Origin of the sequence: Acinetobacter sp. LUNF3 (assembly GCF_022699605.1) — a bacterium.
GTDB lineage: Bacteria > Pseudomonadota > Gammaproteobacteria > Pseudomonadales > Moraxellaceae > Acinetobacter > Acinetobacter johnsonii.
The window spans coordinates 1,305,800-1,324,165 of the sequence record NZ_CP093968.1 but is presented as its reverse complement, the minus strand read 5'-3'; the positions used below and the strand labels follow the sequence as shown (position 1 = coordinate 1,324,165).

The window sequence follows — 18,366 nt, the reverse complement described above, 5'->3', positions numbered from 1 at the left end:
CCTCCTTTCGGAGGCTTTCTAAAGTAAAAAGACTATTTAAAAAAACTTGCTACGGTATTAACTGTCCATTGCAATACTGCCAAAAACACAGCAATACCAACTAGTATTAACCACCCATTATTAGACTTTGCAGATTTTGCTTTTCTATCTTTTTGCTTGGGTTGCATGGCACCACAATTTGAATGCTGGCATTGACCAAACAAAGTAGTACCACCACAGTATTTACAGCTCATTTTGGTTTCACTTGTTATTAAATGCCAAATAAGCATGCCATCACATATCAATTAAAGCTAGCTCACTTCTCACTTTGCGCTGCGACATACCCCAACACATCCCCTGCATACAAAGCCTGATCTAAATTCGCTTTAAATTGAGCCTTGGACGCCATGGGGATGAGTTGCATTAAATTGCTCGCTAGATCCTGCGGATCCGTTGATTCAGCCACCAGTTGCTTAATTTGATCCTGATTCAATAGCTCAATATCATCCTGAGCATCTGTCAGCTCGTCCACTTCCTGCTGTTCAGGTGACTGCTTTTGCACTGATGCCTTAAAACTGAATGCTTGGTGAGGTAGTGCATTAAATTGAGTGTTAGGGACGGCAGCGCTAGTACTCATCTTAAAGTGTTCAGCCTTAATGCCGTATGTCTCAATCACATATTGATCATTAAACTCAACACCTAATGTTTTAAGCTTAATATCACGATCAACAACAGCGACCTTAAGATCCTGCTCACCGCCCAGGACAATTGTGTGCTTTTCAAAGTTATTCAGCAGGCAGAGTGCGTCTATGAGCTCTTGAATCGTAGGCGTGATCATGCGTAGGTCTGAATTACGCTTATCTAAGCGAACATCGTTATGCACTTCACCCAAAGCTCGACTTCCAACACCATCAGTCCCACTTGTGAGCGTTTGGCCTAAGACAACCTTTTGAATACGGCGAGTTAAAACATTATCAAAGGCTTCAAATGCTGTACTGCCACCATTGGAAGAACTTCCACCAATAGTTTCTACAGAATCCTCTGCGCCAATAGACATAACTGATTGTGCATGAGCATTCAGTAGGGCTGAGGTCATCGCATCAATATCATCCTGTTTACGATCTTTACCCCCAACTTTCCCTAATAAGATTGGTGTGCCAAAGCGTTCTAAAAACTTGACCCAAAACTTTGTTGTATTGGTACGGAAGAACCATAGCCAATAAAGCTTCGACAGTAATGGATCACCATAAGGCTGTTTGAATGTAGGTTTACGGCGTGTCAAAAAGAACTTGAGTGGATATTTGGCATTCACATCAATTTCTGTAGCATTTTGTCGGTAAATTAAACGTCCATCATTCTTGGGCTCAAACCATTCTAGAGGCTTAACTACAATCTCATTTAAGGTGAATTTACTATCACTGGTAAGTGCATAGTTGGCTTCCATAACCGAATAACCATAAGGACAAGCTTCCCATGCACCTGAGACGATTTCAGCATGCCAACGAGTGAACAAATCCTTTAGAAAAACCGTTTGTTCACCATGATCTTCAACAAATCGCCACGGCGCATTGAGAACTGCATCAAGACGCGTTTCCATGGCCTGCGCAATCTCATCATCTACCATAAGGACTGATAATCGTTGCCGGGTTAGCCCAGCCTGGCGAAGTACTTCGTCAATATCGGCTTTACGCCCCAAAGTGAATGCAAGGTTCTCAACTGCAACCTCTGTCATCAAGCCGGCTGATTTAGGCTTTGTTTTCTTACTTTCTGACTTCTTTGCCATCTTAAAAACCTTTTAGAAACTTCGTGAACCTCCACCTCCTGGTCTTAATCGTGCAGGTGGTTTGATATCACTAAAACAGATCATGACGCTATCAGCCCGGTTAGGTGACAAGGCACCATCGGGTTGCTTGTTTACAAGGATTTTGCCAGCACCGTTTTTACTGTAGGTCGGCTGTGATAACTCACGCTTGAGTTGCTCTAGTTCGCGCTTATCCAAATCTTCAGTCGACAGTGAGATAAGTGCATCAGGATCGTATTGCATACCTTGTAGTGCTCTGTACGTGTTCTGGAAGCGCATACGCAAACTCCACCACATTTGAGCTTTTAGGTTTGCGAAGAAATCGATATTCTTCCGAGCCTCTACCATCTCAAGCTCTGGGTTATGAACTGCGCCCGATCCCCTGAACGGATCCGCTTGGATCTCATCAATTCCTTTAGCACTGTTCTGCTCGTTAATGACTCGGGCATCACCGCGAACACCAGCTCCCAAACCATCAGCATCGTAAAAGAACAAATTTAGTTTTTGCTCTAAGCAAATATCAATCGCCTTTTGGGTTGTTCCAAAGATGTCATCACCGATGCCTGACCACGTATCCAAATACTGCAGAACAATGCCATGACGTGAGGCAAAGGAGTTTTTATCCTTACCCTCATCTGCCACATCAAGTGCACCATTACGCTCACCTGATGGCTGTATATCGAGTTTTATGTGCGAATCTATAGCAGCCTCAACCCATGCTGAAGGAATCAATACACCCTCAACTGAAGCGGCATAATCAATATCAACCTCTTGGGCTAAGACAATGTCGTCAAGCGTCGCAATTTGCTTTTCATACCATGGATGAATCAGCTTCCCATGTAGTGAGACAGTCCAGTTTTTATCTGGGTTGTCCCGCCACGCCATCGTAAACACGGCGTAACGTCCGCTGAATCGATCTTGATGAAACTTGTCCCCGATACCGTTTGGAGTTGATCCCTTAATATGAACGTTGGTGTTCTGCGATATAGCTGCATCTACAGCTTCTTGACGCTCTACGAATGCCCATTCATCAAGAAAGTACATTGTGGTACGTCCACCACGGCCAATGTTGTCTCCAGCCTCGCCCGTAACGGTCGCACCATTATCAGGATTGATAATACGCATGTAGTTGTCGTGGACCTTTTCGACAAATCCTTTCGGCTTCATCCAATCAGGAAGTTTTGAGAACATATCTCGGAACTTATGCAACAGCGTTTTAGGGTCACCCTTTTTATCAACTAGATCCTCTTTGCGACTACCCACACCACCAGCGAAACCCTCGACAAATAACCATCTATGTAAGTAGAAGCCCAGCACAACATAGCTCATACCTTCATCACGACTCTTCTCAATGAGGCCATGGGTTTGAGTACTTTCCCGCTCAAGTAACCAGTCGACCAATTCAACTTGACCAGGACGAAGTACAAACGGAATATTTGCCGGTAATCCAAAAGGCATCCCCCTTGGATCGTAGGTCCACACCCAATGATTGAACCAATGTGCTGGATCATGCTTACACTTGTAGATCTCAGCCTGAATGCTGAGTTCACTTTGCTCAATTACTGCTCGGTAATAGTAACGTCTGGTCATCTCAGCAATGACTTCAGGCAAACGTGTGTTAATCGTCCACTCTTTAATGAGGGGCGCTATTTCTTCAATTACGTAACTCATAATTTGCCATTAATTGCTAAGCGAGATAGCTCTTGTGCTGACATCCCAGCAAGCTGCTCAGGGGTATACATAGCAGGTTGTGTCTGTTCATTCTCAGTTTTTATTGGTCCACCATCAGCTCCAGTTATTTCTTTACGGTTTGTATAGAGCCCACCCACTTCTTTTGCAGCTTGCTCTAATAAATCAGGAACAATAACGGCGTTGTCTTTGTAGCGGTCATGATCGATAAAGTTTTGAAGCCGCCTTAAGCGATAGGCAATATTTGCAATTGGAATTGAATTAACGTTCTTATTCATATCCTCTCGGATTCGATAAAATTCCTTTTTGAATTCTTCGCTTAAATCCTGCCCTGTCTTTTTGGTTGGGTCGTATGCTTCACACTGTTGTTTCGTTACCGTAATGCCAAATTCTTCTTGGACGCCCTTAGCGGTTTCAGTGGGTGTCTCATAGGTTGCTAATGACCGAACTATATAGAGTTTCACCCGTTTATTAAGTCTTGCCATTTATCTAAATCCGTCCAAGTACGTCCAAGTAAAATGGCAAAAAATTTAAGCCAATTTTAAAAGACAGGTACCACAAGCATGTGCAATTTTAGCTTTTCCAATTGTTGGCCCATCATTAGCAAGGTCTACCATCTTCTGCACATCATCTGATGCACCATAGCGTTGAACCACACCATGAAACTCTTCTACATCATGTGGTCGTAAATAATATTTATATTCACCTGTTGAGGGGCTTATTAGATAATTCCCATCTTCGTCCCGCTTGGCACCCAAGTGATACAACTCATGCTCGATCAACGCGCAAAACTCTGTATCACTTGCCTGTGAGGCGAACTTTGCATCAATGGTAATAATGAAGTCAGGCACACAACCAAACCAATCAATCATTTGTTTTTCTTGTCGCAACTTACGCCAGCCGCCTGCCATCGGAGCAAACTTCTCTGTTTGTCCCAATACAACTCGGTCAGCTTTGATGAATGCAGAAGATGCCCATAGAACTTTAAATAATGTGCTAGACCACGGCGATATATGAACGTGATCAGGGTTGTAGAGCTTTCCATCACTGGAAATGAAAGTATCGATAATCCATTCTTCAAGCTCTTTTGCTGGCTCAAAATCAACATTATCCAATGGATCAATATTTAGAAGTCGTTCTGGTGGTTGCGGTCTTTTCATAAATTGCGCCCATTAAAAAACCACCCGAAGGTGGTTCGCTTAAAACAACATCGACATTTGCCCAAACTCATAAATCGTTAATGCAAGGACAAAGGCCGAAACCGAGATTATAAGCACATCTTGTGAAGCCATACTTTTCTCCCTTTATTGTTCTTTTTTTATACTCTCACAACTAGAAATATTTTCAACACTAAAAGAATACATTTCTCACAATTTACAGTGATAGATATGTAAGAAATTATACAAAAATGAAGTATTAGTTAATTAGTTGTATAGGGTCATTCTTATATTCTTAACCCGATCTTTCAACTTAATCATAATGCTATCAATCACCAGCAACTCATTACAAGTCAAGCTAGAACATCTGAAGATTCAAATTTCCTCTTATGCCCCAAGATATCTGATTTGCACCAGTGTTCATCTAACTGAATGTTAATTAAATCTTCTCCCATAGATTCGAGAACATAAAAAAGCCTTAACTCTTCATTTCTTTCTAAAATCTTAAGTCTATATTTTTCTATTTCAGCCACTCCAGGCTTGGCAATAACTTTCTGAAACCCAGCGCTAAATATTATTGGTGCAACTGGTTTTTCGTATTCACATTGCCACTCTATTTCGTCAGCAACTCCCCCTACAGCTAAAATTTCCCTAACCTTACCTGCAGCTACCCCACCAATGACCGCGATTTTCATAAAAATCTCGATATATAATGTAAAGGTAGATTGATAACATATTAAAATATTTAAACAAGCACAATATTTTAACAAATATTTTCTAAGCTTCAGTTTATATCTAATTACCTACATCCCATATAATGAAGCTATAGGTTATGTATATTTTAGTAATAAGAAAAAAACCCCACCAATAATTCATATTGAGCGGGGTTTATGTGCCGTAATCCGTTCGGCTAAAAGGAAATGTAATTTGCTCAATAAAAAACCCGCTTACCTCTCCCAAAGTAAGCGGGTTAAATTTGCGCTTTATTACTAATTCTTTAATTCATCTTTATTTTTCACAGAATATAATCCCATTGTTTCACTATGATGAATAAATCACTCAATTTCTTAAATATCACTTAACTTCTTTCAAGCAATCACGACACACCTTGATTTCTTCATCATCAATCGTGTAATCGATCTCAGTCGCACCATGCAGGCCGAATAAGCACATCAGTAATCTAAGCATGATTTTACTCCTGGCTAATCAAGCATTTTAACTTGGTGTGATTACACTAATATTTCTCAGGGCAATAAAAAAAGGATGTGGTGATCTGCCACACCCCTGCCTATAGTTCGATATTAATCAGCTCGGCAACTGATCTACCGCTACTCACAATCACATCAACCTTACATGCACGGTTAACTTTACTTGCTTTCATTCTCTTTAAGGTCGGGTTGCCAAGCCCTAGCTGGAATTGCCTAAACCATCTAGGCGTTTACTCAAGGCATGTTCTGTAAGCTGGCACACTCACAGGATAGGGTTGCCAAATTTCGGCAACAAAAAAGCCCGATTATTTGACAGGGCTTCGATGTATGTAAATATCTGGGTGGCGGCATTAAAATTTAAACCACTACGATTAAAGTCAAGCCGCCATAAAAAAAGCCTAATCCACGGGGACTAGGCTATAAACTTTGAATCTTTTTTCGTTGGTAGCGGGAGCTGGATTTGAACCAACGACCTTCGGGTTATGAGCCCGACGAGCTACCAGACTGCTCCATCCCGCATCAACGAGTTAGCTTTATACGCCCTAAGCAACCACAAAGCAAACTTTATTTGAAATATAAACACTTATAGTATTAACGAAATTCAAAATATCTAAAGCCTACCCTAAAATTGCTTCAGTTATAAATGCTGGATGAGATGCTCGATAGAGGCTCAATCTTCTCTTTTCACCCTCTAAAAACAACTTGGGTTCTTCCGACCATATTGATTTTCTCGAATCAAGCCCGGATAGACCTACTGCCCAATCAGAAACAGCCCCATAAACAAAAGTATTATCAGCGAAAATTAATTTGGTCTTGTTATGTGTACTATTTATAAGAACTTTATGTGTTGGTAATGAACCGAATATACTTATCTGAGTGTAAATGTATTTATAGATTTCAGGCATATAGAGGAGCACTTAAAAGAGAGTGTCACTATACCATCTTAGTTGTTTAAAAAGCCCATCAAAGCCCATGCAATTTGTATACAGCAAGGCTTTGTTGCATAAATATGTAAGCATCTGATTTAAATAAATTTAATTTTGGATCAAAAAATAATCAAAACTTTTAAAATCATATAGTTATGAAATCTTTGTGCAACAAAGCCATACAGCAATAAAAAAGCCCTACATCTCTGTAAGGCTTTTCCCCTTGGTCATTTGCGCTGATACAAGGAATCGTTGTTTTTATTCACAACAAAATAATTAAATCATTAATCGTATAAAAAATGAAGCAAAAAAAACCTGCAACTTGGGGAAGATGCAGGTATAAACTGATATTAACTATCATGGAGAACTTAATACCACTAATATACTTGGTTTATATTGAGATCTCATTCACATTTTATTCCAAATTATTTAGGAATAAAAAAAAGCCCACCATTTGGCGAGCTTTCCTTGATGCTTAAACCTATTCTTTTGAACACTTCACTTCAAACTGGTATTCGTCTTGGGTAACCTTAATTTTAATATTTTTATATTTTCGTTTGTTTGGATCCATTGCCGACCCTGCTACTTCCTCAAAAAAGCTACGATCATTCATTAGCTCGCCATACGCTTTATAACCCAACAAAATCTTTTCAGGTTTTTTGCCGTTAACTACTAATTCACTAAGAGTATCATCTAATTTCTTGACAGTTAGAATTGCCATTTCAGTTAAAGCTCAAAACAAAAATTCATTATCGCTTATTTTCATGAACAAACTATGTCAAAAAAAGCCCATCGTTTGATGAGCTTTTAAAGCTTGGTCTCGGATAAACCGTAATACGACCAGTATAGTGAAACTATAGCTTAGTCTTCGCAAAAACGAAATACCTATGCCTTTAATTCTTTGTAAGTATTTTTCTTATACAACTCTATTGATTTTGATGCTTCATTAATTGCTGACTCGATCGCCATGACCATTAGCTTTTCGTATTGCTTCCATGTCATCCGATAATTATCAACATTCATTTGCATGGTATTAATCCCCGCATAGTACAAACGTCCTTGAGCAGTGAAGTTATTCTCAAGCTGGGGATCTAAAGAGAAATCTATAACCATGCGTGCAATCAAGTAAGCCAAGTGATTCATGGTAATTTGTTCAGGCTCTCGCTTCTTATCAGCCACGGCGTTTTGAAGCATGATATTTACCAGGTGCATACGCACATATTCATAATCACTTTCACACTTACCATCAAATACAATTAATGAAGTAACTGACTTCGCCAACTGCGTATCCATTGTAGCAATGGCACCCAAGCGGTCTTCATAATTCAAAGGCTTCTCTCCAGTGCCATGAGCTTGTGGCTCAAAATTTGGCGACTTTGCAGTAATGCCATGAGTCAACCATTCAAATTGTTCAAATTTATCTGCCATAACTGCATTCATCCCAAATCCCCTACCATCTTCTCTATTTGCTCAATCGCTTTGCCGCTTTTCACTTGCTCAGTGCTAAACCGTATTACCTGATAACCCATCATTGTTGCTTCGTTATATTTCTCTAAGTCTCCTAAATACCCCTTACCCCTTGTATGCCTACCATTACTCCAGATCCCACCTTCCACTTCGACCAATATCTTTTTGCCCTTTAAGTGGAAATCAGCTCTCCACTTCCGTGTAGGGTGAAACTTAAACTCCTGCTCAAATTCAATCTTTAAAGCTCTCAGTGCTGTGGCCAATATCACCTCACCCTCACTCTGTACTTTTTCACCTTTAGATTTTGGGCGCTTAGATCCTCTTTTGGGTTTACTTGCACCGATCATTTTTTTGTATTCAGCAATGGAGTAGCTGCTTGTCACCCCTTCACCCCAAACAACTGCTTCGCCTTATCCGTTAAAAAAAATCGCGATTCATCTGCAAAACCTGAATCTTTTCGTTTGATATACCCAGCTTGCTCTAAACCTTTCAGGTATCGCTGTGCTGTTCTTAAACTGAGATCGCTTAATGCAGTTTTGCGAAGCTCAGATACCGTTGCTATCGGTGTAGTTTCAATTGCCTTGAGCGCAAGTACTACACGTTCAAATATTGCAATCTGATTCACTGGAGTATCGACCAAATCAATAACACTGTTATCACTTAGGTATTTCATCAATTAATCTCCACGGTCATACCGACATGATCCTGCTCAACCACAGATATTCCGCGTGTGATTGCTGCCTTGCTCGGTAATTTTTTGAAGTCAATCAGATTCACTTCATGGCAGTGCTTGCGCATGAATGAGTTTTTCTTTTCTAGTTTTTTATAAATCTCTCTAGCTTCTGCTAGGACGCTATTATTTCGTTGCGTTGCTCGGTTGAGATAATTTAGATGCTTTTCAATCCACCAAACTGGATTTAGGCGAACATTGCAGTCAGTGCATAAAACTTCATTTTCTTCCGCTGATATCCGAATGTTTTTATGTTCGCATGTGCCACGTTCAGACTTGCGTGAAAACTTAATGACATTTTCCACAGTATCAATATTTATCGTATGGTCTTCTTTATAGCTCACACCCCACCTCCAACACGCTCATCTGCCCAATTACACTCAACCACATCCAACCCATCATGCTGAAAACGAGACCAGAGACGATCACCAAGGTCTTGTTCCAATTCATGTGCTGTCATGTTTGAAATCAACATGGTTGGCTTGCCAGCGTCATAACGTGAGTAAAGAACTTTGTGCACCAGCTGGAGACGGTTTTCATGGCGGTCATGCAATCCATATTCATCAAGAATCAATAGATCGTATTCAGTGAAGCGATGAACAGCGTTTACTTCACTATCATCAGCCTTGGTCCATGCATTCGCTATTTCGTTGGCCATGTCTTCAGAAGTCACATAGCGGGCATACTTTTGGGTCTCAAGGATGTTTCGAGCCACGGCGCAAGCTAAGTGTGTTTTCCCAGTACCGGTGCGACCAATCATGATCAAATTGCGCTTAATTCCCTTCGTGAAATCCTTCACAAACGTGACGCATTGAGTTTTTGCATTTTGCTGACCGCTATTCGCGACCAAGTATTCTCTGAACCCACTGTTCGCATGACGGGTTGGAAGTTTTGCGCCTTGAAAGTGTTTTTCACGAACCATCGCATTCACGGCGTTGTGGTGTTCTGCTTGAGCTTTGTTAAGCGCTTCCGTTGAGCATTGCTTGCAGAACGATTTACCACGGAAAGAAACCATTTGCGCCTGGTGCAACTGGCAAAATTCTGTTGATTTCTGAATATCAAAACTAAGCGGTGCGATTGCGTTCATAGGAGCCCCCTTGTATCCACATCACCTGTTGCTGGTTCATAGTTCTGAACTTCACCCCAAGGATCGTTCACATTGCGGTTGTTTGGTTTTTCAGAAGATTTTTTGCGTGTTGGTTTTCTTCCTTCACGCTCTGTCTTGGTTACTTGCTTCTCAAATTCCTGCACCAACCAAGCTGCGAACTTTCTCGTTTTTTGGTTTTCGGTGAGATAGATTTTGTTTTCCCAGTGCGCATTGAAACTACCCAAGTGAAACTGGAAATCAGGCATGGTTAAAATTTCATTTACGCGATGGCTGAATTTCGTTTGAAGCAAAATTGTGCTTAGGAAATTTTGATCAGGTTTCCATGAATTATCCTGAGCTGAATTTTCAGGCAATTCCTGTTGTGTGTTTATATCTGTAGTAATCTCTGTAGTAGTCTCTGTATTTGTCCCCTTTTTGAAATGGGGAGGGTCTGCCTTTTCAAATGGGGAGCCTCCCCCTTTTGAAAGTGGGAGGGTGGTCATTTCAAAAAGCACAGGTGTAATGAGCTCAATAAACAAAACATTGTTGTATTTCTGATTGTTAGCTTCGATTGTGCGAAAATGACGTTTGAGCACCCCATATTTCTCGAGACGATCAAATGCCTCTTTGACTTGCTGTTTTGAGAAGCCATATTGATCAGAAAAACTCTGGTAAGAACGCTGCAAAAGATCAGATTTAAACTTCTTTTTAACGCGCACAACTTGGCCAGAATATTCATCACGCACCACTGTAGGTCGATGCCAATAAACGATTTCTGAAAGCACAACGATAGCGTTTAAATCGGGTTTTCCACTCTCTAAAACGAAGGTACTAAACCAACTGGTTGGTAAGATGTTACCCTCAAGGTGAACACTACCAACCTGATCCACGACATCATGGCCAGTGCTGAATAAACTCATTTAGCACACTCCAATTTGACTAAGCCGCGCTTTTCCAACTGACGAATAATTCGAGGTTCGACAAATTCGTTGTTGATTTTGTACCGGGTACGTGACTTTTCTTTCACTTGAACAAGTTGGGTACCTTCCTGCATTTGACGACGTATCGCTATGGCTTGCCCCCCCATTTGGGTTGTATGCTCAAGAATGAAATAAGCTTCCTGAGCCTCAATAGCTTGGTTCATGACTGATAAAGGCATTGCGGCAAGTTCTTTAGGTGTGTATATCTTCACTGGATCAAGCAAAGGGATCATCACCTCGATAGGTGCTGGAGCTTGAACATCTTTCTGCCCACGTTTAGCTGAATATCTCACTGAGCACCCCCTTTTTCGATATTTTTAATAAAGCGGCCAAACATAAAAATATGACCTGCTCGATGTAGGCTTGAAATAATTTCACCTGCATACCAAACTGAAACATGATGTTCATTGATCAACGTTTCCATAAACTCTTCACGGGTGACGGCAGCATTCTTTTCATCACCCTTGATCTTGCGAAGATTTGCCCTACGGATCTCCAGCAATCCTTCTAATGTGCGGAGTGCTGGCTCGTACCATGATTGAAGCTGCATCACCTGCTTATGCTCAGGCTTCTTTTGAATGGCCTTGTTGGTAATCATGGAACCTCCGCTAAGGCTTGTTCAGCTAAAGTGAGACGGCGTTTTAATTTCAGCTCCAATGTTGTTGCATGACGAACCTCTACTGGATCTACAACAACAACGATCACACCATTCGTTGTAACGCCAATACCACCCAACGAAGTTATGCACTCAACGGAAAGTAAATCTCCCGTATCAAAAACACGATTCACTAGAGTCACTGGAGCGATTAGCACCACCGTATCCCCTTGTAAGAAATCGTTATTTGCATTGTCTTGAATTGCTTGTTGTGCTAAATTTGTTTTCATATTCATTGGTTCCGATAATTAATGAATTGAAAAGCCTGATTTCTGCGATCAGGCTTTTTCTTTGTGTGAATTCCCGTGAATCCCTTCCGATCCCTCAAGAAAGCTGACTTCGGTTGACAAGTCCCTTACTAAGGCTGCTAATCCCAAGCGCTCAAAAGATTTTGCTTGTAAATTAAGAACATGCCACTCACCCACGATTTCTTTTTCAAGTAAGAAAGCGAGGTACTGAGCAAGGTCTTTACCCTTAATTTCAGCGAGAGTTTTAGCTCGCTCATGTATTTCAGGAGACAAACGGACATGCGTAGATTTCTTTTCAAGGCTCATACTTTCACCACTTGTGTAGGTAGATCGCTTTGTTTATTCAAGCCAATTTTTAATATTTGCGACTTCGATAGCTCACCATCTGTTAATGCAGAAATTTGCTCCGCATAGTCGGTTTCGCCCTTGTAATCTGTATATGGAAGCGTGTTTCTTGCAATCCATTTATAGATTGCTCTTTCGGTGATGTTTATTGATTTAGCAACCACTTTCACGCCACCAGCGCATGTAATTGCACTTTTTATAGTAAGCATAACCCTAACCATTATTGAACCTATAGTTCAACTTTAACAAGAACTGATAGTTCTTTCAATACTTATTATTATTGAACCATTGGTTCATCGGTAATTTTAATGAATACTTCAACAGATAAAATCAAAGAAGATTTTGCTAAACGATTAAATGAAGCTATGGATCTGAAAGGCTACCCTGTTCGTGGTCGAGCAAGAATTCTCAGCAAAGAGTTTGAGATATCAGATAAAGGGGCTGGCAAGTGGATAAAAGGCGAAGCTATGCCTGAAACGTCAAAATTCCCTCAATTATCCAAATTTCTGGGCGTATCTGCTGAATGGTTACTCAATGGTGATGGAGAGCCCCCAACTCAAACAACGCCAGAATCAAGCTTTGGCAACGTTCGCCCTGATACATCACCTCTACGCAAAATTCCCGTATTGGATTACGTTCAAGCAGGACTGTTTCATGATGTTGGATATGATGGTCTCAATCCCAAAAGTGAGACTTACACTACTTATCAGAGTGCAAAACCTGAGTGTGTATTCTCGCTGGAGGTTTCAGGTGCAAGCATGACGCCAGACTTTAATCCTGGCGACAAATTGGTGGTTGATGCCTCAAAACCGCCCTATCCTGGTTGTTATGTAATTGCTCAGAATGGTAGTCATGAAGCTACATTTAAAAAATACCGTGCAATCGGTTATGACGAACATGGGCGGGAGACTTTTGAGCTAGTTCCATTAAACCCTGACTTTCCAACCATGAACTCAACTCAGCAAGAGATTCGCATCATTGGGGTAGTGGTTGAACACCTAAGAAGCTTTAATAAATAAGAATAAACCCAAGCACATCAAAGCTTGGGTTTTAAGCTATTTTAAGCACACAAATATAAGGAAACAAAATACCAAACATGCAAAGAATTGAAGTAAATTCGCGCAATATCAACTATGTGCTTTATGAGCACTTCTTGTTAACTGTAGTGCTTAGGACTGGTGAGAGATTTATTTATAGACTTATTGAAGCTAGTACCTTTAACGATTTTATTGAAGCCATTGATAAAGATAAATTCTATAAAAGCCAAATTGATATGAATAAAAAATTTAAACGAATTCAACTTTTTGTGTAATAAAAGCCCATCAAGAAGGAAAGCATAATGATCGGAACACTTAACAAATCCAAAACTGCGCTAACAATTAATCGTCAAGAATTCAAATTGGCATTAGAAAAAATTGGCGCAGGAATTGATAAACAAATAGCCTCGCTTAAAAAAGCTAAACAAAGCTACGACCCTGAGGAAATAGCACACGAGGTCATTGGTGAAGTAAACATATTTGAAGCGATTATTGAGGGCTTTAACGAAGCAGAAAGCACTAATCTAAAACTAACAGATATAACCAATCTTGAAGCTGCCCAAGGTTGGATAGATGACTTTTTAGAAAAGTATTCGGATATATAAATAGCCTTGATCAATTTTGCTGGCTGGATTAAATAAAAAGCCGCTATATGCGGCTTAATCACGTAATGAGAATGATTAATGAGTAAAGAATACAATAACATTGAGGTGAGTAAATACAGCGAGCTAAGCAGTGATGAACAAACTGCTATTCATGAAATGCTTATCTCATATGTACGCACAGATCATTTCTACAATATTGTCTTACTCCATGATAGTGAGCCCTACGACCTGGTCAAACTTGTAAGTATTAGCTTCGAGAATCAAGATGCTGCAATCTGGGTTCACTTCGAGACCATTACTGGTGAGAGACTGACTATGCCTTTAGACTTTATTTCAAGAATAGAATTATGTAATCAAGAAGAACTTTTAAATACTGTGAAGCTGGGCCGGTATGAGTCTGTTTAGGTTATCTCTGGATGTTTATAAAGTAAGTCATCACTGACTTTGAAAAAGAATAAAAGCTGCGAACCCGACGCAGTCCTTTGAATCGGGTGGAGAGAAACATGGCTACAATCGAAGAAAAGCGCTTAGCTATAGAAATGGCTGATAAAATTATACAAACACGACTGTCCCATCCTACTAATAATATGAGGAATAACTCACGTTCTGGTGAAATTGAGTACTGGAAAGAGGTTTATGATGAGTGCTTGAAAATAATTTCCACTGACAGTTAATCATTAATTTTTGACAGTTTTTCAACCAACTCATCATAAGCTTTTTTTGTAAGTTTTTTTTGGTAAAACACAAAGGATTCAGCAATTTCTATATATTCTTGTATTAGAACAGGATCTTGGAGACCTGATGCAATATAGGTTTTATATAATTCAGCTCGGAATTTATTCTTCTTCATAGTAAAGACTCCATCCAACCCACCCCAGCGGTGGGTTTTCTTTTGTCTATTAAAACACAAAATAAGAACCAATAATTCAATTATGCATATTATTGAACTTTTGGTTCTTGACAATATTGAACCATTAGTTCATATTTATCTCACAGACATTAAAAAAGCACACCGACCGTCAAATCATGTGTGCTTTTACAGAAACTGCGAGATCAATTATGAACAAAACCTTATCCCCTTTCAATAGCATCAAGATATCTCTTGGTGTAGCTGCTGTAACAATAGGCGTGCTTAGCTGTGGGTTTAAAACTGCACCGCAGGCTGCTCAACCTGTAGTTGCCAACGTAGCCGCTTCTGAATATCAACTCCTTGCATTACGCATGACTGGTGAAAACCACGGCGAAGCTGTTATTCGTTTAGATGGTTTCCGCGTTACTGCACGTTTTGAAGTTGAAGCATTTGAAGACAGCTACGGCGTACCAGGTAGTGAATTCACTGCTGTAGACGTAACCAGCCTTGATGAAGTGACCGTTTCAGATGCCCTAGGCAATCCATACAACGACTTCACAAACCACATCGACCATCAGAACTTCAATGCTCTTATTAAGGGTTATATCGAAAAACATCGTTTAGTGGAGGCAGGCTAATGACTACTTCTACTCAAAAGTTTTCTGAGTTCATCAGCCAAGATGAAGAAGGCAACATTCGTATGCGTCTAGGCCATTCAACCTACTTTGAAAAAGGTCGCCATATCTATGTGGTCAATAAGGATGGTACCGAACAGCTAATCACGCTTGAGGTTCATGTTTCCAAGCCTTGGATTCGTGAAAACTTTGAACGTGAACGCACATTCCAACGTAAGAAGAACTTAGCAATCGCCCTACAACGCACACATATTCCACTTCGTGAACGGCGTGAGTACAAGCGTCGCGCAGGTTGGGTTGGTGCTCGATAGCAACCAATCCTCCCCTTTAAATAATGAATAGTGAGTAATGAATAATGAGTATTGCAACTTTAATCCTTGGTCAGTCTGGTACTGGTAAATCTACAAGCTTAAGAAACTTGGACCCGCGAAATGTGCTGTTAATTCAAGTAATCAAAAAGCCGTTACCGTTTCGTTCACCTAATTGGAAATACATCACACCCGAAAATAAACAGGGTTCGATTTTGGTCTCTGATAACCCTCAATTCATCATTAATGTAATTAATGGATCTAAGCGTCCAATCATTATTATTGATGACCTTCAGTATGTTATGGCGAATGAGTTCATGCGTCGCAGTTCTGAAAAGAGCTTTGATAAGTTCACCGAGATCGGCCGCAATGCATGGGATGTGTTCAACGCAGCAATTAATGCCCATGACCATAAGCGCGTATACCTTTTAAGTCATACCGAAGAAGACGCTCAAGGTAAAACCAAGATCAAAACTATTGGGAAGATGCTAGACGAGAAAATCACTCTTGAGGGCATGGTAACCACTTGCCTTCAGACTGCGGTGATTAATGGTCAATACGTATTCCAGACTAAAAACAATGGCAATTCGACTGTTAAGTCCCCTGATGGCTTGTTTGAAACTGACCATATTGAAAACGATTTAAACCATGTGGATGTGTCGATTTGCGAATTCTATGGCATCCCAAACCCTCAAATTCAAACACAAGACCAATCTGCTTAATAACCTAAATTTAAACTTGGAGTAATTTTCATGAATCAGCAATACAAACAATTTGGCTTTAACCCTGACTCAGCAAAGCAAGCAGACAGTAGTCTACGTATTGAAGAAGCTGGTAAATATGTTGGTGTGATTAAGCATATGGAATTTATCACAGCGAAATCAGGTACAACTGGTTTTGAAATTGAATTTGAAACAGACAATAAAGAATCTGCTTCATTTTCTATTTGGACCGAGAAAAAAGACGGTACTCCATTGGGTGGAGTTCACAAAATTAATGCACTGCTTGCTTGTGTTGGTGCTCGTGGTCTAACACCAACAAATGCACCTTTAGAGAAATATGACTTTGACGCTAAAGAGCGTATTACTAAAAATTGTGTAGTTGCTCCAGAAGTTGCTGGTAAGCGTATTGGCTTATTGCTTCAGCGAGAAAATTACCAAAATGACAACGGTGAATGGAAACACCAGATGAATTTCTTCTCTTGCTTTCACGCTCAAAGTGAGTTGATGGCCAAGGAAATTATTGAACGTAAAACTACACCTGAAGCACTACCAAAATCACTTGCTTCGCTTATGTCTAACCCTATCACGACACGTAAGCCTAAAAACAACAATGGTGGTGGCTACCAACAAAATAACAGTGGTGGTTATGGTGGAAGTAACCAGGGTTTTAACCAAAATAATGGTTACAACCAAGGCGGGTTTGATGGTTATTACGATGATGTGCCACCAGTGTTAGGTGCCAACCAGCAAGATGATTTTCCGTACTGAGGTTAATTGGCTATGAATGCATTGATTTTAGACACAGAAACTCACGACCTGAATGGTTACCCAATTGAGATTGCTTACGCACCTTGCTCTTTTGAGCAAGGGGTGTTGGTAATCAACCAAGGGGAAGTTTTTGATGAGTACTTCTCATGCCCTGAGCCTATCGCTCTGGGTGCTTTAGCAACGCACCACATTCTTGAAGCTGATATTGCTGAAAAGCCAAGCTTTGATACCTTCAGGATGCCTCAAGGTGTTCAATACTTGATTGGACACAATATTGATTATGACATTAAAGCTATTCAGAAATGCCAGCCAGACTTCACTGTCAAAGGTATTTGCACATTAGCTTTATCTCGAATGGTTTGGCCTGATCTGGAGACCCATAACCTTAGTGCAATGTATTACCACTGCATGACGGATTTGGAATTAGCACGAAAACACCTTCGACATGCCCATAACGCTAAAGCAGACATCTATTTCACTGGTGTAATTCTAAAAACATTAGTAGAGCAGCTTGGAATTAAAGACATGAATTCACTTTTCATCATGTCAGAAACTGCCCGTATACCGAAGTACATAACTTTTGGAAAGCATAAAGGCACAGCAGTTAAAGACCTTGATCCAAGTTATGTGACTTGGATGCTACGTCAAGATGACTTAGATCCTTACCTCCGTAAAGCATTGGTGACTCTATGAAAAAAGCAACTCTTGTCTACCCACTCATGAGTGAAGCATTTCTGATTTGGCTAGCGAAGCTTGGATACAAAGGTGTGGCGCGTGCTGGTGTTATCTCTTTTTACCACGAGATCAACAATCGAAACTTTCCACGTGGCGTTATGATTTTGGAAAACGGTCGATTAAACAGACCAGCTGCCAAATTATTTGAAGAATTTAAGAAACATGATCCATTTAATGAGGTGGCAGCATGAGCACATTGAAAGATTTAAACAAGCATCTGTTTGATCAGTTGGATCGTCTGGCTAAGGCTGACAAAGACACTCTTGATTCAGAGGTAAAGCGCGCTCAAACCATGTCGCAAGTGAGTGAGCAGATTGTGGATGCACACAAAACTCAACTGGAAGCGGTAAAACTGGTGGCTCAATACAAAGGGCTTAACACGAATCAAGAAGCGCCGCAGATTTCTGTTGGTGATATGAATGTGAGTGTTTGAT

31 protein-coding genes and 1 tRNA gene are annotated in these 18,366 nt (G+C 40.4%); 12 read left to right on the top strand and 20 right to left on the bottom strand.

Annotated elements, in window-relative coordinates:
• Positions 1–32: 32 nt before the first annotated feature.
• From MN200_RS06500 to MN200_RS06410, 19 genes are all read right to left on the bottom strand, one after another.
• Positions 33–269 (bottom strand): hypothetical protein, encoded by a 237-nt coding sequence (locus MN200_RS06500; RefSeq protein WP_160362338.1) that lies wholly within the window; start codon positions 267–269, stop codon positions 33–35.
• A 26-nt stretch (positions 270–295) separates the two neighbouring features.
• A complete protein-coding gene (locus tag MN200_RS06495) occupies positions 296–1,762 on the bottom strand; it encodes a DUF935 family protein (protein ID WP_242760370.1) in 1,467 nt (488 codons plus the stop codon).
• A 12-nt stretch (positions 1,763–1,774) separates the two neighbouring features.
• On the bottom strand, positions 1,775–3,451 hold the full coding sequence (locus tag MN200_RS06490) for a terminase (RefSeq protein ID WP_242760368.1): 1,677 nt from the start codon (positions 3,449–3,451) through the stop codon (positions 1,775–1,777).
• Positions 3,448–3,954 (bottom strand): DUF2280 domain-containing protein, encoded by a 507-nt coding sequence (locus MN200_RS06485; protein WP_058869383.1) that lies wholly within the window; start codon positions 3,952–3,954, stop codon positions 3,448–3,450. The genes MN200_RS06490 and MN200_RS06485 overlap by 4 nt, the downstream gene beginning before the upstream one ends.
• A 45-nt stretch (positions 3,955–3,999) precedes the next feature.
• The gene (locus MN200_RS06480) at positions 4,000–4,629 is read right to left on the bottom strand and encodes a putative metallopeptidase (RefSeq protein ID WP_058869382.1); all 630 of its coding nucleotides are present in this window, start codon (positions 4,627–4,629) and stop codon (positions 4,000–4,002) included.
• A gap of 350 nt (positions 4,630–4,979) precedes the next feature.
• Entirely contained in the window at positions 4,980–5,321 is a 342-nt protein-coding gene (locus tag MN200_RS06475) for a hypothetical protein (RefSeq protein ID WP_058869381.1), read from the bottom strand.
• Positions 5,322–6,276: 955 nt separating this feature from the next.
• Positions 6,277–6,353, bottom strand: a tRNA-Met gene (locus MN200_RS06470).
• Between the two features lie 888 nt (positions 6,354–7,241).
• Entirely contained in the window at positions 7,242–7,481 is a 240-nt protein-coding gene (locus MN200_RS06465; RefSeq protein ID WP_004693409.1) for a hypothetical protein, read from the bottom strand.
• 164 nt (positions 7,482–7,645) lie between these two features.
• Positions 7,646–8,200: a hypothetical protein gene (locus tag MN200_RS06460; protein ID WP_062034632.1), complete on the bottom strand. Its 555-nt coding sequence runs from the start codon at positions 8,198–8,200 to the stop codon at positions 7,646–7,648.
• Positions 8,197–8,574 (bottom strand): DUF559 domain-containing protein, encoded by a 378-nt coding sequence (locus MN200_RS06455; protein ID WP_242760511.1) that lies wholly within the window; start codon positions 8,572–8,574, stop codon positions 8,197–8,199. The genes MN200_RS06460 and MN200_RS06455 overlap by 4 nt, the downstream gene beginning before the upstream one ends.
• Positions 8,575–8,606: 32 nt before the next feature.
• On the bottom strand, positions 8,607–8,900 hold the full coding sequence (locus MN200_RS06450) for a winged helix-turn-helix domain-containing protein (protein WP_242760366.1): 294 nt from the start codon (positions 8,898–8,900) through the stop codon (positions 8,607–8,609).
• Positions 8,900–9,301: a hypothetical protein gene (locus MN200_RS06445; protein WP_242760365.1), complete on the bottom strand. Its 402-nt coding sequence runs from the start codon at positions 9,299–9,301 to the stop codon at positions 8,900–8,902. Before MN200_RS06445 ends, MN200_RS06450 begins: the two co-directional genes overlap by 1 nt.
• Positions 9,298–10,044 carry an ATP-binding protein gene (locus MN200_RS06440; RefSeq protein ID WP_242760363.1) on the bottom strand — a complete coding sequence of 249 codons (747 nt, stop codon included), beginning with the start codon at positions 10,042–10,044 and terminating at the stop codon, positions 9,298–9,300. The genes MN200_RS06445 and MN200_RS06440 overlap by 4 nt, the downstream gene beginning before the upstream one ends.
• Positions 10,041–10,964 (bottom strand): hypothetical protein, encoded by a 924-nt coding sequence (locus MN200_RS06435; protein ID WP_242760362.1) that lies wholly within the window; start codon positions 10,962–10,964, stop codon positions 10,041–10,043. Before MN200_RS06435 ends, MN200_RS06440 begins: the two co-directional genes overlap by 4 nt.
• Entirely contained in the window at positions 10,961–11,317 is a 357-nt protein-coding gene (locus MN200_RS06430; protein ID WP_201951014.1) for a hypothetical protein, read from the bottom strand. Before MN200_RS06430 ends, MN200_RS06435 begins: the two co-directional genes overlap by 4 nt.
• On the bottom strand, positions 11,314–11,622 hold the full coding sequence (locus MN200_RS06425) for a hypothetical protein (RefSeq protein WP_242760361.1): 309 nt from the start codon (positions 11,620–11,622) through the stop codon (positions 11,314–11,316). The genes MN200_RS06430 and MN200_RS06425 overlap by 4 nt, the downstream gene beginning before the upstream one ends.
• Complete coding sequence (locus MN200_RS06420) at positions 11,619–11,909, bottom strand: hypothetical protein (RefSeq protein WP_242760360.1); 291 nt, start codon at positions 11,907–11,909, stop codon at positions 11,619–11,621. The genes MN200_RS06425 and MN200_RS06420 overlap by 4 nt, the downstream gene beginning before the upstream one ends.
• Positions 11,910–11,957: 48 nt before the next feature.
• Complete coding sequence (locus MN200_RS06415; protein WP_130234757.1) at positions 11,958–12,233, bottom strand: hypothetical protein; 276 nt, start codon at positions 12,231–12,233, stop codon at positions 11,958–11,960.
• Positions 12,230–12,481 carry a helix-turn-helix domain-containing protein gene (locus MN200_RS06410; RefSeq protein WP_242760359.1) on the bottom strand — a complete coding sequence of 84 codons (252 nt, stop codon included), beginning with the start codon at positions 12,479–12,481 and terminating at the stop codon, positions 12,230–12,232. Before MN200_RS06410 ends, MN200_RS06415 begins: the two co-directional genes overlap by 4 nt.
• A gap of 99 nt (positions 12,482–12,580) precedes the next feature.
• Here MN200_RS06410 and MN200_RS06405 point away from each other — a divergent pair, with 99 nt between their 5' ends.
• The 5 genes from MN200_RS06405 (at position 12,581) to MN200_RS06385 (ending at position 14,588) form a co-directional block, all read left to right on the top strand.
• The gene (locus MN200_RS06405) at positions 12,581–13,291 is read left to right on the top strand and encodes a S24 family peptidase (protein ID WP_242760358.1); all 711 of its coding nucleotides are present in this window, start codon (positions 12,581–12,583) and stop codon (positions 13,289–13,291) included.
• A gap of 77 nt (positions 13,292–13,368) precedes the next feature.
• Positions 13,369–13,584 carry a KTSC domain-containing protein gene (locus tag MN200_RS06400; RefSeq protein ID WP_242760357.1) on the top strand — a complete coding sequence of 72 codons (216 nt, stop codon included), beginning with the start codon at positions 13,369–13,371 and terminating at the stop codon, positions 13,582–13,584.
• A 27-nt stretch (positions 13,585–13,611) separates the two neighbouring features.
• Positions 13,612–13,914, top strand: coding sequence for a hypothetical protein (locus MN200_RS06395; RefSeq protein ID WP_242760355.1), 303 nt, complete (start codon positions 13,612–13,614; stop codon positions 13,912–13,914).
• Between the two features lie 78 nt (positions 13,915–13,992).
• Complete coding sequence (locus MN200_RS06390; protein WP_242760353.1) at positions 13,993–14,319, top strand: hypothetical protein; 327 nt, start codon at positions 13,993–13,995, stop codon at positions 14,317–14,319.
• A gap of 98 nt (positions 14,320–14,417) precedes the next feature.
• Positions 14,418–14,588 (top strand): hypothetical protein, encoded by a 171-nt coding sequence (locus tag MN200_RS06385; protein WP_171253443.1) that lies wholly within the window; start codon positions 14,418–14,420, stop codon positions 14,586–14,588.
• On the opposite strand, the gene MN200_RS06380 is transcribed toward MN200_RS06385, so the two are convergent.
• On the bottom strand, positions 14,585–14,764 hold the full coding sequence (locus MN200_RS06380) for a hypothetical protein (RefSeq protein ID WP_058869367.1): 180 nt from the start codon (positions 14,762–14,764) through the stop codon (positions 14,585–14,587). The two genes, MN200_RS06385 and MN200_RS06380, sit on opposite strands and share 4 nt — an antisense overlap.
• Before the next feature lie 209 nt (positions 14,765–14,973).
• Here MN200_RS06380 and MN200_RS06375 point away from each other — a divergent pair, with 209 nt between their 5' ends.
• From MN200_RS06375 to MN200_RS06345, 7 genes are read left to right on the top strand one after another with little or no spacing between them, the layout of a single operon-like run.
• Positions 14,974–15,402 carry a hypothetical protein gene (locus MN200_RS06375; protein ID WP_242760352.1) on the top strand — a complete coding sequence of 143 codons (429 nt, stop codon included), beginning with the start codon at positions 14,974–14,976 and terminating at the stop codon, positions 15,400–15,402.
• On the top strand, positions 15,402–15,710 hold the full coding sequence (locus MN200_RS06370; protein WP_242760351.1) for a hypothetical protein: 309 nt from the start codon (positions 15,402–15,404) through the stop codon (positions 15,708–15,710). Before MN200_RS06375 ends, MN200_RS06370 begins: the two co-directional genes overlap by 1 nt.
• A 44-nt stretch (positions 15,711–15,754) precedes the next feature.
• Complete coding sequence (locus MN200_RS06365) at positions 15,755–16,429, top strand: ATP-binding protein (protein WP_242760350.1); 675 nt, start codon at positions 15,755–15,757, stop codon at positions 16,427–16,429.
• Between the two features lie 30 nt (positions 16,430–16,459).
• Positions 16,460–17,197 carry a hypothetical protein gene (locus MN200_RS06360; RefSeq protein ID WP_234303763.1) on the top strand — a complete coding sequence of 246 codons (738 nt, stop codon included), beginning with the start codon at positions 16,460–16,462 and terminating at the stop codon, positions 17,195–17,197.
• 12 nt (positions 17,198–17,209) lie between these two features.
• Positions 17,210–17,890, top strand: a complete 681-nt coding sequence (locus MN200_RS06355) for a 3'-5' exonuclease (RefSeq protein ID WP_242760349.1) — start codon at positions 17,210–17,212, stop codon at positions 17,888–17,890.
• Positions 17,887–18,123, top strand: a complete 237-nt coding sequence (locus MN200_RS06350; RefSeq protein WP_242760348.1) for a hypothetical protein — start codon at positions 17,887–17,889, stop codon at positions 18,121–18,123. Before MN200_RS06355 ends, MN200_RS06350 begins: the two co-directional genes overlap by 4 nt.
• Positions 18,120–18,365 (top strand): hypothetical protein, encoded by a 246-nt coding sequence (locus tag MN200_RS06345; protein WP_010114700.1) that lies wholly within the window; start codon positions 18,120–18,122, stop codon positions 18,363–18,365. Before MN200_RS06350 ends, MN200_RS06345 begins: the two co-directional genes overlap by 4 nt.
• Position 18,366: the final 1 nt, after the last annotated feature.